11 protein-coding genes are annotated in these 13,987 nt (G+C 64.1%); 6 read left to right on the top strand and 5 right to left on the bottom strand.

Going from position 1 to position 13,987, the window contains the following annotated elements; all coding sequences use genetic code 11:
* Positions 1-3: 3 nt before the first annotated feature.
* A complete protein-coding gene (gene trpD, locus CK219_RS03785; protein WP_095765376.1) occupies positions 4-1,014 on the bottom strand; it encodes an anthranilate phosphoribosyltransferase in 1,011 nt (336 codons plus the stop codon).
* Positions 1,011-2,906 (bottom strand): peptidylprolyl isomerase, encoded by a 1,896-nt coding sequence (locus CK219_RS03790; protein ID WP_095765377.1) that lies wholly within the window; start codon positions 2,904-2,906, stop codon positions 1,011-1,013. Before CK219_RS03790 ends, trpD begins: the two co-directional genes overlap by 4 nt.
* Positions 2,907-3,049: 143 nt before the next feature.
* On the opposite strand from CK219_RS03790, the gene tpiA reads away from it, so the two are divergent.
* The 5 genes from tpiA to CK219_RS03815 all read left to right on the top strand — a co-directional run bounded on the left by tpiA (position 3,050) and on the right by CK219_RS03815 (position 8,476).
* Positions 3,050-3,817 (top strand): triose-phosphate isomerase, encoded by a 768-nt coding sequence (gene tpiA, locus CK219_RS03795; protein ID WP_095765378.1) that lies wholly within the window; start codon positions 3,050-3,052, stop codon positions 3,815-3,817.
* Positions 3,818-4,118: 301 nt separating this feature from the next.
* Positions 4,119-4,631: a preprotein translocase subunit SecG gene (secG, locus tag CK219_RS03800; RefSeq protein ID WP_095765379.1), complete on the top strand. Its 513-nt coding sequence runs from the start codon at positions 4,119-4,121 to the stop codon at positions 4,629-4,631.
* Between the two features lie 210 nt (positions 4,632-4,841).
* Complete coding sequence (locus CK219_RS03805; RefSeq protein WP_095765620.1) at positions 4,842-5,969, top strand: L,D-transpeptidase; 1,128 nt, start codon at positions 4,842-4,844, stop codon at positions 5,967-5,969.
* 148 nt (positions 5,970-6,117) lie between these two features.
* Positions 6,118-7,755, top strand: coding sequence for a CTP synthase (locus tag CK219_RS03810; RefSeq protein ID WP_095765380.1), 1,638 nt, complete (start codon positions 6,118-6,120; stop codon positions 7,753-7,755).
* 175 nt (positions 7,756-7,930) lie between these two features.
* On the top strand, positions 7,931-8,476 hold the full coding sequence (locus tag CK219_RS03815) for a DUF1697 domain-containing protein (protein WP_095765381.1): 546 nt from the start codon (positions 7,931-7,933) through the stop codon (positions 8,474-8,476).
* Between the two features lie 59 nt (positions 8,477-8,535).
* Here CK219_RS03815 and CK219_RS03820 read toward each other — a convergent pair whose 3' ends face one another.
* Entirely contained in the window at positions 8,536-9,993 is a 1,458-nt protein-coding gene (locus tag CK219_RS03820) for an NCS1 family nucleobase:cation symporter-1 (protein WP_095765382.1), read from the bottom strand.
* Positions 9,994-10,297: 304 nt separating this feature from the next.
* On the opposite strand from CK219_RS03820, the gene CK219_RS03825 reads away from it, so the two are divergent.
* Positions 10,298-10,600, top strand: a complete 303-nt coding sequence (locus CK219_RS03825; RefSeq protein WP_095765383.1) for a DUF982 domain-containing protein — start codon at positions 10,298-10,300, stop codon at positions 10,598-10,600.
* A gap of 83 nt (positions 10,601-10,683) precedes the next feature.
* On the opposite strand, the gene CK219_RS03830 is transcribed toward CK219_RS03825, so the two are convergent.
* Both CK219_RS03830 and CK219_RS03835 read right to left on the bottom strand, forming a co-directional pair.
* Positions 10,684-12,213 carry an HlyD family type I secretion periplasmic adaptor subunit gene (locus CK219_RS03830; protein WP_095765384.1) on the bottom strand — a complete coding sequence of 510 codons (1,530 nt, stop codon included), beginning with the start codon at positions 12,211-12,213 and terminating at the stop codon, positions 10,684-10,686.
* 3 nt (positions 12,214-12,216) lie between these two features.
* Positions 12,217-13,962 carry a type I secretion system permease/ATPase gene (locus CK219_RS03835; protein WP_245340388.1) on the bottom strand — a complete coding sequence of 582 codons (1,746 nt, stop codon included), beginning with the start codon at positions 13,960-13,962 and terminating at the stop codon, positions 12,217-12,219.
* Between the last annotated feature and the right edge of the window lie 25 nt (positions 13,963-13,987).

The raw sequence follows: 13,987 nt of genomic DNA on the forward strand, positions 1-13,987 counted from the left end.
GATCTATCCGTTCGAAATCTCGATGAGCTTGTCGAGCACCGCAAGCGCGCGGCCGCTGTCGATCGCTTGCGCCGCCGCCGCGATGCCGTCGGCCAGCGTCGTCACCTTGCCGGCCACAACCAGCCCGGCGCCGGCATTCATCAGCACCGTATCGCGATAGGCGCCGGCGGCTCCGCCAAGCATATCGCGCAATTCCTTGGCGTTGTAGGCCGCGTCGCCGCCGCGCAGCTCTTCCTTTGTGTGCCGCTTCAAGCCAACGGCTTCCGGCGTCAAGGTAAAGCTGCGAATCTCGCCGCCGGCGAGCTCCGCCACCTGGGTTTCGCCGGTGGTGGTGATCTCGTCATAGCCGTCGCCATGGACGACCCAGGCGTGATCGGCGCCCAGCGCCTTGAGCGTCTCGGCCACGGGCATGATCCACTCCGGCAGGAAGACGCCGACCATCTGGCGGCTGACGCCGGCAGGGTTCGACAGCGGTCCGAGCAGGTTGAAGATGGTGCGCGTGCCGAGCTCGACGCGGGTCGGCCCGACATGCTTCATCGCCGGATGATGCGCCGGCGCGAACATGAAGCCGACGCCGGCCTCATGGATGCAGCGTCCGATCGTCTCCGGCGGGATGTCTATTCTAACGCCCAGCGCCGTCAGCACATCGGCGGAGCCGGTCAGCGAGGACAGGCCGCGATTGCCATGCTTGGCGACCGGCACGCCGGCCGCGGCAATGACGAAGGCCGAAGCGGTCGAGATGTTGACCGAATGCGAATTGTCGCCGCCGGTGCCGACGATGTCGATGGCGCCTTGCGGCGCCTCGACGCGCAGCATCTTGGCGCGCATCGTGGCGACCGCGCCGGAAATCTCGCCCACCGTCTCGCCGCGCACGCGCAGCGCCATCAGGAAGCCGCCGATCTGGCCGGGCGTCGCGTCGCCCGACATGATGATGTCGAACGCCTCGCGCGCCTCCTCGAAGGAAAGCGCGGTGCCCGATGCGACCTTGGCTATGTGTGTCTTGAGAGCGCTCATCGTGTCTGTGCTTGCGAAACCGCGTTCGGATCGATGCGAACGTCATATTGCGACTGCAACTGCGCCACCAGCTGGTCGAGCAGATCGTCGGACATGCCGGCGCCGAAGGATTTCTGCGCGTCGTCCGGCACCGCGCTGCCATCGGCGCCTGCCGGCTCGAAGACCTCGGCGACCTTGAACAGGATCTGGCCGTCGCCGGTGGGCGAGGGGATCAAACCGGTACCGCCTTCGCCGACGCCGAACATGGCCGCGGCGCCTTCCTTGCCGAAATCGGCATCGTCGGCTTCGCGCTTCAGGCCGCGCTTGGTCTGCTTGTCAAGCTTGAGCTCGCCGGCGATGACGTCGAGCGCGGTGCCTGCCTTGAGGCGCTTCTCCAGCTCCTGAGCCTTGGCGTCGAGCCGCTTGTTGGTCTCGGCCTCCGTCCAGTCGGCGACGACCTTCTTGCGGACCTCATCCAGCGTGCGGTCGCGCGCCGGCGTGACCGACTGCACTTCGTAGAAGACGAAACCGTTGCCGGCAGTCGTCAGGCCTTCGTTCTCGGTATTGGGCTCCGCCGCGAACACCGACTTGATCAGCTCGACCGATTCCGGCAGGTCGTTGACGATCGTGCCGTCCGGCCGCTGGCCGGTACGGTCGATGGCGTCGATGGTGACGACCTTGAGCTTCAACTTCTCGGCGGCCTGGGCCAGCGAGGCGCCCGAGGCGCGGGTGTCCTCGTAGCTGTCATGCACATCGAGCAGGATGCGGCTTGCCTCGCCAAGCGCCAGGTCCTTGCGGATCTGGCCGGACACTTCCGAAAGCGGCTTGACCACCTGCGGCTTGATCTCGGTGACGCGCAAGAGCACGGGACCGAAGGCGCCCTGGACGACCTGGCTCACCTCGTTGGCATTGAGCGAGAAGGCGGCATCGGCCACCGCCTTGTCGGCGATCTTGTCCTTGGCCAGCGTGCCGAGCAGCGTGTCGGCCTGCGTCTTGCCTTCGGCGGTGACGAGCTTGTCGAAGGTAGCGCCAGCCTTCAGCGAATCCAACGCGGCCTTGGCCGCATCCGGCGTCTTGAACACCAGCTGCTCGATGGTGCGCATCTCGGGCGTCGTGTAGCGCGCGATGTTCTTGTTGTAGTCCTCGCTGATCTGCTGGTCTGTCACCGCGGACGGATCCATGATGTCCTGCGGCTCCAGCCGGACATAGGAGAACTTGCGGTATTCCGGCGCGGCATAGTTCTTCTTGTTGGCGTCGAAATAGGTTTTGAGGGCGCTGTCGGACGGCGCCTCGATCGGCTGCACCAGCGTCTTGGGCAGCACGACATAGTCGATCGTGCGATCCTCGCCGCGATAGAGAGAGACCGCCTTCAGGAAGGTCTGCGGCACCTTGAGGCCGTCGGAGATCGCCTCGACGATCTGCTGGCGCACGGCCACCTGCGAGCGATTCCTGAGATAGTCCTCGGGCCGCATGCCGAGCTGGCGCAGCAGATACTCGAAGGTGCGGCGATCGAATTGGCCGCCGGGGCCCTTGAAGGCCGGATCCTCGCGCGTCAGTTCGGCCAACCGATCCTTGGAGAGGCCGAGCCCCAGCTTGCGCGCCTGTTCGTCGAGCACGGCGCCCGAAACGAGCTGCGCCAGCACCTGATTGTCGACACCGAGCAGCTTGGCCTGTTCGTGGGTGACGCGCTGGCCATATTGCTGCGACAGAAGGCTGAGCTGGCGGTCGTAAGCGAGGCGGTACTCGTTGATCGAGACCTCCGTGCCGCCGGCCGTGATCACCGCGTGATGGCCGCCCAGCACGCCACCCACCATGCGCGTGGTCGCGCCCCAGGCGAGGAAACTCACCACCAGCAAGGACAGCAACGCCTTCGCGACCCAGGTGCCTGCCGCGCTTCTCAATATACCAAGCATGCATACTTCCGATTTTTGCGCATTTTCGCGTGCGCCGAGTCTGAAACAAGCGCAATAGCGCCCTTCCGGTCCACTGTCGATTGCTTTGTGACCTGATTTTGGTAGTGAGGGCGCTGCTTAATGTCGCTCGGAGAACGCGCCCCATGACCCCTGGAATCCGCCCGCTTGTCGCCGGCAACTGGAAAATGAACGGCACCAGCGCCTCGCTCAACGAGCTGCGGTCGATAGGCAACGGGTTCATGAGCGGGCTCGACGCGGAGACCGAAGCGGTCGTGTGCGTGCCGGCGACCTTGCTGCAGCGCGCCGCCGAGATCCTGTCGCGCACGCCGGTGCGTGCCGGTGGAGAGGATTGCCATCCCAAGGAGAGCGGCGCCTTCACGGGCGAGATTTCGGCCGAGATGCTCAAGGATGCCGGCGCAAGCCACGTCATCGTCGGTCATTCCGAGCGCCGCGAGCTGTTCGGCGACGACGATGCAATAGTCCATGCCAAGGCGTCGGCGGCCTGGCGGGCAGGGCTGGTGGCCATCATCTGCATCGGCGAGACGCGCGCCGAGCGGGAGGCGGGCGCCACGCTTGATGTCCTGTCGCGCCAGCTTGACGGTTCCGTGCCGGCGAGCGCCACCGCCGCCAACACCATCATCGCCTACGAGCCGGTCTGGGCGATCGGCACCGGCCTGACGCCGACCGCCGCCGATGTCGCCGAGGCGCATGCGCATATCCGGGGCAAGCTGACCGCGCTGCTCGGCGATGCCGCGGCCAGGACGCGCATTCTTTACGGCGGCTCGGTCAAGCCTTCCAACGCGGTGGAACTGCTCGGCGTCGACAATGTCGACGGCGCGCTGGTCGGCGGCGCCAGCCTGAAGGCAGCCGACTTCCTGGCCATAGCGGAAGCTTATATGAACATGGCTTAGCCTGCGTTGATATTCAGGTGATGCCGGCCTGCGAACGATGGTTTCCTGCGCTTCCGGTGCTCACGTACTTTAGTACGCTCCGCTCCGGTTCTCGGAAACCACCGTTCTCGGCTCGGCCTGACCTGAATCTCAACACACCCTAGCCGTCTCCCGGGCTCGCGTGGGCTAAATCGTTGTAATGGCCGCATTGGTTCCCATATTCCCGGCCACGGGCTTGGAAATGCCGCCAAAGCATTGTAAGGAGCCGCCTCCAAATCATCGGTCGTATGCGCGCTCGCGCAAGGCCTCGCCAGGATAAATTATGGAAACCGTACTGATCGTCGTCCACCTCATGGTCGTGCTCGCCCTCGTCGGCGTGGTGCTGCTGCAGCGCTCCGAAGGCGGCGGCCTGGGCATCGGCGGCGGTTCCGGTTTCATGACCGCTCGTGGCGCCGCCAACGCGTTGACGCGCGCCACCGCGATCTTGGCGGCAGCCTTCTTCGTGACGTCGCTGGCGCTGTCGATCCTTGCCCGCTACGGCGAAAAGCCGATCGACATCCTCGACCGCCCGGCAACGTCCAGCCAGGGCAACGGCGTGCTCAACCAGCTGCCGGGATCGAACGGACCGGTGGGCAGCTCGCAGCCCGCAGCCCCGGCCGGCGGCTCTGCTCCCGCGGCTCCGGCTGGCGGTGCGACGAGCACCACGCCGCTTGCCAACGGCGCCACAGCGCCGGCTCCGGCCACAACGCCTGCTCCGGCGCCCGCGAATCCGAGCACCGCGCCGGCGACCAACGGCGTCACCTTGCCGGTCACCCCTCAGGTTCCGAACCAGTAGCCGGACAAGCACTGCCGCGATCTGTTGTTCTTTGAACACAGTCGCGGCAAATGCGCGCCCGATCACGAAGATTCAACCGGGCGTGGCGCCTGCCTCAGCTTGAGGCGATGACAGCTAATCGATTATAGATTGCGCGCGGCACTTTTGGCGTCCTTGGGGGACGCCGGGCGACGCCGTGGGCAACACGCATTGAACGATCGGATCTTCGCCATGCAGCTTCGCAGCTTCATCATTTTGGGAGTCTGTGCCGTCCTCGGCATGGGTTCCGCGGCCCTTGCCGGACCGGCAACTAAGGTCTCCTCCCCGTCGGTAGAGAAAACCGACGCCATTCCCGTTGCCGCCGCCAAGAGCGACGCATCGCAGCTGAGGCTTCTCAAGAAGAAGAAAAATCCGACCTCGGACGATCTCGCGCAGATCGGCAAGCTTGAGGCCAAGATCGCTGCCGACAAACAGGCGGCAAACGATAAGGCGCTCGAGGCTCGCAAGATGGCGATGCGCGAGGCCGCCAAGGCCAAGGCTGACGCGGCGCGCCAGGAATGGCTCGCCAAGAAGGGCACTGCCGCGCCGGCTGAGGTCGCCGACGCCAAGCCGGCCAAGAAGACCACCAAGATCATCGCGCCGCTGGACCCGGTCGCGCAGATCATGCCGGTCAAGGCCGAGGAGCCTATCCCGGCTGAGGTCATGAACATCACCGCTACCGGCAACAATGGCGAGTTGCGCAGTGAGCAGCCCGGCCAGAAGCAGACGAGCAGCGGCGGGCTGTTTGCCGGCCTCTTCGGCGGCGCCCAGGCGACTTCGATCAGCTACCTGCCCGAGACCCGTGCGCTTGATTCGGCGCTGGCCAAGAAGGCTGCCAAGCGGCCGTTCAAGGTGAAGCCGGAATTCGTGCCGCAGGACGTCACGTTCACCGGTTATGAGCCGGGCACCATCGTCATCGACACCAGCGCGCGCCGCCTCTACCTCGTCGAGTCGTTTTCCACGGCACGCCGCTATGCCATCGCGGTCGGCCGCGAAGGCCTGCAGTTCAAGGGCACGGTAGCCGTCGGCGACAAGCAGGAATGGCCGCGCTGGATACCGACGCTCGACATGCAGAAGCGCGAGCCGAAGCATTACGGCCAGTACAAGGACGGCATGCCCGGCGGCGGCGAGAACCCGCTCGGCGCGCGTGCCATCTATCTCTATGACGGCAAGAAGGACACGCATCTGCGAATCCACGGCACAATCGCGCCGCAGTCGATCGGAACCAGCGCCTCCAATGGCTGCTTCCGCATGATCAACGAGCACGTCATGGACCTCTACAGCCGCGTCAAGATCGGCACGAAGGTTGTTATTATCTAAGGCTTTCCGTCAAACTGCCGAAAGGGCCGGCATCGCCGGCCCTTTTGTTTTGACTGAATCCAAGCCCGTGCGGGCCTAGGTGCCATTTTGGGAAAAAGCCTTCGCGGCGGTTTTTTCTCTGGCGGAATCAATCAGGCCGCGTTAAGCGATGACTCCCATGGCGCGATATGTATTCATCACAGGCGGCGTGGTTTCCTCACTCGGAAAAGGCATCGCCGCAGCAGCTCTTGGGGCTCTTCTGCAAGCGCGAGGCTATCGCGCGCGGATCAAAAAGCTCGATCCTTATCTCAATGTCGATCCCGGGACGATGTCGCCGTATCAGCACGGCGAAGTGTTCGTGACCGATGACGGCGCCGAGACCGACCTCGATCTCGGCCATTACGAGCGATTCACCGGGCGCTCGGCGAACCAGCAGGACAACATCACTACCGGCCGCATCTACAAGAACATCATCGAGCGCGAGCGGCGCGGCGACTATCTCGGCGCGACCGTGCAGGTGATCCCGCACGTCACCGACGAGATCAAGCATTTTGTACTGGACGGCAATGACGACTACGATTTTGTGCTGTGCGAAATCGGCGGCACGGTCGGCGACATCGAGGCGATGCCGTTCCTGGAAGCGATCCGACAGCTCGGCAACGACCTGCCGCGCAACAACGCCGTCTATGTGCATCTGACCCTGATGCCCTACATCCCGACGGCCGGCGAACTGAAGACCAAGCCGACGCAGCATTCGGTCAAGGAACTGCGCGGCATCGGCATCGCGCCCGACATCCTTTTGGTGCGCGCCGACCGGCCGATCCCGAAGGAGGAGCGCCGGAAACTTTCGCTGTTCTGCAACGTGCGCGAAAGCGCCGTCATCCAGGCGCTGGACGTGCCGCATATCTATGACGTGCCTTTGGCCTATCACCAGGAGGGCCTCGATTCGGAAGTGCTGGCGGCCTTCGGTATCGACCCGGCGCCGAAGCCCCGCATGGAGCCGTGGCAGAAGCTTTCCAACCACATCCACAATCCGGAAGGCGAGGTGACGATCGCCATCGTCGGCAAATACACCGGCCTCAAGGATGCCTATAAATCGCTGATTGAGGCGCTGTCGCATGGCGGCCTCGCCAATCGCGTCAAGGTCAAGCTCGACTGGATCGAAAGCGAGATCTTCGAGAAGGAAGACCCGGCGCCGTGGCTGGAGAAGGTGCATGGCATCCTCGTTCCCGGCGGCTTCGGCGAGCGCGGTTCGGAAGGCAAGATCCTGGCGGCAAAGTTCGCCCGCGAGCGCAAGGTGCCTTACTTCGGCATCTGCTTCGGCATGCAGATGGCCTGCATCGAGGCGGCCCGCTCGCTGGCGGGTGTCGACCATGCGTCGTCGACCGAGTTCGGCCCCACCGACGAGCCCGTCGTCGGCCTTATGACCGAGTGGCTGAAGGGCAATATGCTTGAGAAGCGCAAGGCCGCAGGCGATCTCGGCGGCACGATGCGGCTTGGCGCCTATCAGGCCGAGCTCGCCAAGGGCTCGAAGATAGCGGATATCTACGGCGACACGCAGATTTCCGAGCGCCACCGGCATCGCTACGAAGTCAACGTCGACTACAAGCAGCGGCTCGAGGATTGCGGCCTGGTGTTTGCCGGCATGTCGCCCGACGGCGTGCTGCCGGAGACGGTCGAATATCCTGACCACCCATGGTTCATCGGCGTGCAGTATCACCCCGAACTGAAGAGCCGGCCGCTCGACCCGCATCCGCTGTTCGCCAGCTTTATCTCGGCTGCAGTGGATCAGTCGCGGCTCGTCTAGGTGTGCTGATATTCAGGTGAGGCCGGCCTGCAAATGGCGGCTTCCTGCGCTTCCGGTGCTCACGTACGAAAAGTACGCTCCGCTCCGGTTCTCGGAAACCACCATTTTCGACTCGGCCTGACCTGAATCTCAGCACGCCTTGGCTCCGGCCTGCGTGCCAGCTATGCGGACCGTAATGCAAACTTATGTCGCGCTGCTCTACAGCATCATCCTGGGTGAGGGGCGGCGGGTGGTCATGTCCGACCTGAAGGCCATGGCGGAAAGCCTCGGGCTGAAAAACGTCCGCACGCTGGTGGCGACAGGCAATCTGGTGTTCGAGGCGCGCACAGGCGAGCTTTCAAAGTTCGAGCGCCGGCTGGAAAGGGCGTTCGAGAAAAGCTTCGGCCGGCATGTCGACATCATCGTGCGCGGTGCCGAGGACTGGCTGAAGCTTGCCGCCGCCAATCCGTTTCCGGGCGAATCAGCGGACGCGGCCGATCAGGTTGCGGTGCGCGTGATGCGCGAGCCGCTGCCGGCGGACACCGTCGAGGCACTCCAGGCCTATGCCGCAGCCGACGAAAAAGTATTCCTGGTCGACGGCGATATCTGGCTTGTCTTCTCGCGCGAGCGGCCGAGCTCGCGGCTGCTTGCCGCCGCCAATCACAAGCGCCTCGGCATCGGCACGTCGCGCAACTGGAACACGGTGCGCCGTCTGGCGGAGTTGGTAGGCAGTAGGCAGTAGGCAGTAGGCAGTAGGGTGGCATTCTCTATTGCCTAAGCCCTACTGCCTACTGCCTTGTTTCAGGCCTTGGCGGTCCTTGCCCCGGCGCCAAGCGCCATGGTGCGCAGCACGTAGTAGACGGCGCCGGCGATCGCCACGCCGAAGAACCAGCCATAGACGCCCCACCAGGACGGCAGCCAGTTGGTGAAGTTGGGCAGGATCGAGGAGAAGATGGCGCCGATGCCGGCAGCGATGAAGGCGTTGACATGCCACCCGCTCTGGAAACGGAACTCGCCGTCTTCGCGATAGAGTGCTTCGACGTCGACTTCGCTTTTGCGGATCAGGTAGTAGTCGACCATCATCACGCCGAAGATCGGTCCCATCGTCGCGCCGATGACGTTGACGAAGGAAGCCGCACTGCCTTCCCATGGCGCGAAGGGATAGAGCACCAGCGCGATCAGCGCCGCGATGTAGCCGCCCTTCTTGAAGTCGATCTGGCGCGGGAAGACGTTGGAGAAATCGAACGCCGGCGAGACGAAGTTCGCCACGACGTTGATGCCCAGCGTCGCCACCGCGAAGGTCAGCGCGGCAAGCGCCGCCAGGAACCAGCTGTCGAACTTGGCCGAGATCTGGTCGGGATGGAGCAGCACCTCATGGTAGACGTCATAGGCGGCGATCGTGGTGACGCCGGCGACCAGCGAGAACAGGATGAGGTTGACCGGCAAGCCCCAGATGTTGCCCTTGCGCAGCGCTGCATTGTCCGGCGCGTAACGGGCGAAATCGCAGAAGTTGAGGTAGAGAGCCGAGAAATAGGTCACCCAGATCGCCGCCACCGCGAACAGCGCGGTCCAGGATCCCGGCTCGCCCGGAACGCCGGCGTCCTTGGTCTTGTCCAGCAGCACATCCATCGGGATGTCGCTGGTGAAGGCGAAAGTGCCGGACTTCACGCAAAGATAGATGGCCAGGATCAGCATCATGATCCACACGGCCGGGCCGGCCCAATCCTGGAAGCGACGGACGGTCTCCATGCCCTTCTGGATGATCAGCAACTGCAGCGCCCAGATGATGACGAAGCAGATCACCTCCAGCGTCGAGTGTCCCAGAAGGTGCGAGCTCTTGTTGAACTCGTCGAACCATTGCAGGCGCGTCAGCAGCGCCACGATCGCGCCCGACGCCGCGGCCGTCTGGGCGCCGTACCAGAAGCAGGCGACGATCGCCCGCACCAGCGCCGGGACGTTGGCGCCCCAGATGCCGAAGGAGGCGCGGGCAAGCACGGGGTAGGGCACGCCGGTCTTCACGCCGGCATAGCCGACCATATTCATCAGCGCATAGATGATCAGCGAGCCGATGCCGATGGCGATGATGAAGTTGACGAAGCCGCCGCAGAACAGAAACAGGCTTGCCGCCAGGTAGTAGCCCCAGAGGCTATGGACGTCAGAGGTCCAGACGTTGAAGATCGAAAACGGTCCCCAGTTCCTGACCGTTGCGGGAGCCAGATCCTCATTGTAGAGGTCAGGCGATGCGCCTTGGATGGTCATTGCAAGTGTTCCCCTTTTTGCAAAACGCGCCCTCACGCGGTGACCGCGGAGGTTAAGCCTGACGCAGAGTAACCGGCAAGCAACCCATTTGCCGGCTTTCGCCTTAAAGATATTCAATGAGAATCGCCGTTATCCGGCGGCTCCAGGCCTGCATTGGCTGAGTCGCCAATTGATTTTCGCGCATGTCAGGCGCGGGCCCGCGTTTCGAACTTTTTCCATCGGCAACCAAATTTGTTTGGAACCGATTCGCGGGACGTGCGTTTATTGCGGTTCGACTGCGCTGCGGTCGACCGGGAGGATAATTATGGATCGCTTGCATTTCTTTACCCCAGTGCGAATTGCGCGTGGGCAGGGATACCCTGTGGAGGAAGTCGATAGCGTCTCCGAGGCGATGGTGTTCCTGCGGAAGTGGCCAACGGGACGGCGCGGCCCGGTTTATCAATGCGCCCTGAATTGCTGTGCGGCGGCACTGTCGGGCAAGATGTCGGCCGAGGAAGCGCGCAAAGCCTTTGTCGGCTTTGCCCGCATCACCCGGCTGCTCGACGACGACATGGCGCTGCCGCTGGGCGGCGCATCGATGGACAATGTCCACGCCCTGAGGCGCTAGCGCCGTCACGCCCCCGCGGCTGCGGTGACAGATGCGACGATGAGGCGTCGGCTTATGGTCGACGTCGCTGTGCTGTCGTCGGCTCAGTTTTCCTTGAAAGAGCGTGTGAGCGAAGCCTGCACCGGGGCCAGCATATAGTCGAGCAAAGTGTGCTCTCCCGTCAGGATCATGACCTCCGCCGGCATGCCGGGCGACAAGTGCACGTCATGCAGCTCTGCGAGATCGGCGGTGTCGACTTTGACCTTGGCGAGGAAATAAGGCTCGCCGGTCTTTTCGTCCGTCAGCCGGTCGGCCGACACCGATGTGAGCAGGCCATGGATTTGCGGCAGATGCCGGCTCGGATAGGCCGACAACACCACGCGAGCCGGCATGTCAGGATGTACCACGTCGATATCCGCCGGTTTGATGCGTGAATCGATGACCAGATTGGGCTCGTTGGGAACGATATCAAGCAGCGCCTGGCCGCTTGCGATCACGCCCGATTCGGTCGTTATGCGCAGGTTCATCACCGTTCCGGCGATTGGTGCGACAATGTCGGTCCTGGCCAGCACATCCTGGCGCGAAGGTAATTGGCTGCGCAGTTCAGCCAGGTCCCCTCGCACTTTTGCGAGATCCTCATTGGCGCTCTCGCTGTCTTGTTGGCGCAGGTTGAGGAGCTGGAACTCGGTCTCGCCGATCTGCTGGTCGTTATGTGCCACTTGCGCGCGGTTCGACGCCTGATTGGCGCGGATCTCGGCCTGGGACCGCTGCAGCGCCAGTATCCGCGGCAGCCGCTCCAGTCCCTGTTTGTACATTTCCTGCGCTGAGGCGATCTCCTGGTCGATCAGCCTGAGCTGCTCGGCCTCGGCGGCAATCACCTCCCTCGATCCTGTACTTTGCTCCTGGATTTGCGCGATGCGCTTGTTGAGGATTTGCGTGCGCCCCGCACGGGTCGCCAGGCGGCTGTCGAGCAGCGCCTGTTCCTCGGCGACCACCTTTCGCGCCGTCTCGCTGTCGATCGATGTCAGCTCCTTGGGGAAGGTGATACGGTCCTGCCCGGCAAGCTCCGCGACCAGGCGCGCTTCGGTCGCCAGCAGTCGGATATAGTGGCCTTGCAACTCGTCATAGCGACCTTGGGCGTCGGTCGTCTTCAGGCTGATCAGCACCTGGCCGGCGCTCACCTTGTCGCCTTCCTTTACGTGGATCGCGCCGATGATGCCGCCCTCCAGATGCTGGACGGTCTTGCGATAGCCCTCGGGGCTGACAACGCCGTTGGCGACGACGGCGCTTGCCAGAAGGGCGACGCTTGACCACGCGGCGGTGCCGCCCACGAAGACGATCACCGACACATAGCCCAGCATGCGCGCTGGCCGCGTCCGTTGGTTCAGGTCGCGGCCGCTGGCGCGGAGGGCAGGTGACCGCCGCCGGACCAAGCCTGAAACCAGCAGCAGGACGAGCACGCCGGCGGCCGCAATCATCGTGACGCGCGTCGGCTGGTTCAGGCCGCTGAACGAAATCGATGCCGCGGCGACCAGATCGCCTGCGGAAATGGACAGTCTGTCCGCCAACGCGCCCAAGCTATCCATCAGCCTGTCCAGCATCGTCGAGAAGTCGCCAAATCGATCACCGCCCATGGCTCACTCCCCTGCCTTCCGGTTTGCTGGCGCATTGGCGGCGATCTTGTCCCGTATGGCCGCCGGCACCGGGATGTGCCTGGACTGGCCTGCCAGCGCGCCGAGCACCTCGTCGCGCGTGCCGAACATCGAAAGGGATCCGTCGCGGATGAGGGCGATATGATCGGCAGTGCGCAGAAGATTGGTCTGATGGCTGATGATGACTACCGTGCGGCCCCGCTCCTTGAGCTGCTGGAGCACGTTGAACAGCGCCACTTCGCCTTCGCCGTCGAGGCCGGTGTTCGGCTCATCGAGGACGATCAGCGGCGGGTCACCGAATAGCGCCCGGGCCAGCGCGATGCGCTGGCGCTGGCCGCGCGATATCCGGGCCCCATGCGGTCCGACTTCGGTGCGATAGCCGCTCGGCAGCCGCAGGATCATCTCGTGGATGCCGGCGAGTTGAGCCGCGGCTATGACCGCTTCGCTGTCGACGTCACGCAGGCGGGCGATGTTCTCGGCGATCGTTCCAGGGAACAGCTCGACCTGCTGCGGCAGATAGCCGATATGCTGACCGAGTTCCTCCGCAGGCCAGTTCCAGACCTCCGCGCCATCCAGCCGGACGTGGCCGAGCGAGGGCCGCAGCGTGCCGACAATGAGACGGCAGAGCGTGGTCTTGCCCGAGCCGGATGGGCCAATCACGCCGCAGGTCTGGCCGGGTTCGACGCCGAAGCCTATCGCGTTCAGCAGCGCCTGCGACGTCCCTGGCGCACAATAATGCAGGTTTTCGAGCTTCAGCCGGCCTTGCGGGCGGGGCAGGCTGACGCCGACTGTTTGCATCGACCTGGTCTCGGCGAAAAGCTTCATCAGGTTGCGGCGCGCGGTCCGCGCGCTGACCAGACTGCGCCAGGCGCCTATCGAGCGCTCTATCGGCGCCAGCGCGCGGCTGAGCAGGATGGAAGCCGCGATCATCGAGCCGGGTGTCAGCTCGCGACGCAGGACGAGATAGGCGCCGAGCCCCAGCACGGCCACCTGAAGGGCGAGACGCAGCGAACGCGACAGGCTGCCGATGATGGTGGTGCGCTGTAAAATCCGGGTCTGGATGTCGATCAGCGATTGCTGGTTTTGCTCCCACCGCCGCAGTGCCGGCTCGGACATGCCGAGCGAGCGCAATGTCTCGGCGCCATCGATGAATTGACCGACGGCGGCCTGGCTGCGACGCAGTCCCGCTGCCGCATCCTGGCCTTTGCGGCGGGTGAGGAAATCGTTGGCGAGCGCGGCGCAGAACAGGAGCACGGCGCCGGCAAGGCCGACTACACCCAATGCCGGATGCAGAAACCACATGAACGCCAGGAAGACCGGCGTCCAGGGCGCGTCGAGGAAAGTCAGTATGCCATCGCCGGCAATGAAGCCGCGCAGATCGCCCACGTCCTTCAGGCCGGTTTCGAGGTTGCTGCCGGCCAGGCGCGCCTCCATGGCGCGTTCGATCACCGGAACGCTGAGCTGGTCGTCCAGCCACTGGCTGATATGCCCGAGCATCATCCGGCGGGCGTGTTCCAGCAGGCCATAGACGGCGATGGCGCCGATGACGGCAAGGGTAAGCCATAGCAACGTGTCGATCGACCCGCTCGACAGCACCCTGTCGTAGATCTGCAGCATGTAGACGGTGCTGGCGAGCAGGAGGAGATTGGTAAGCAGGCTGAAGAGAAGGAGGGCGGGCACCTGATGGCGGGCCAGATGCATCACTTCCTGGAATTGCGGCCTTGGCTGCATCACGGATACCCCCCGCTTCGATGCC

This window comes from Mesorhizobium sp. WSM4313, assembly GCF_002294725.1.
GTDB lineage: Bacteria > Pseudomonadota > Alphaproteobacteria > Rhizobiales > Rhizobiaceae > Mesorhizobium.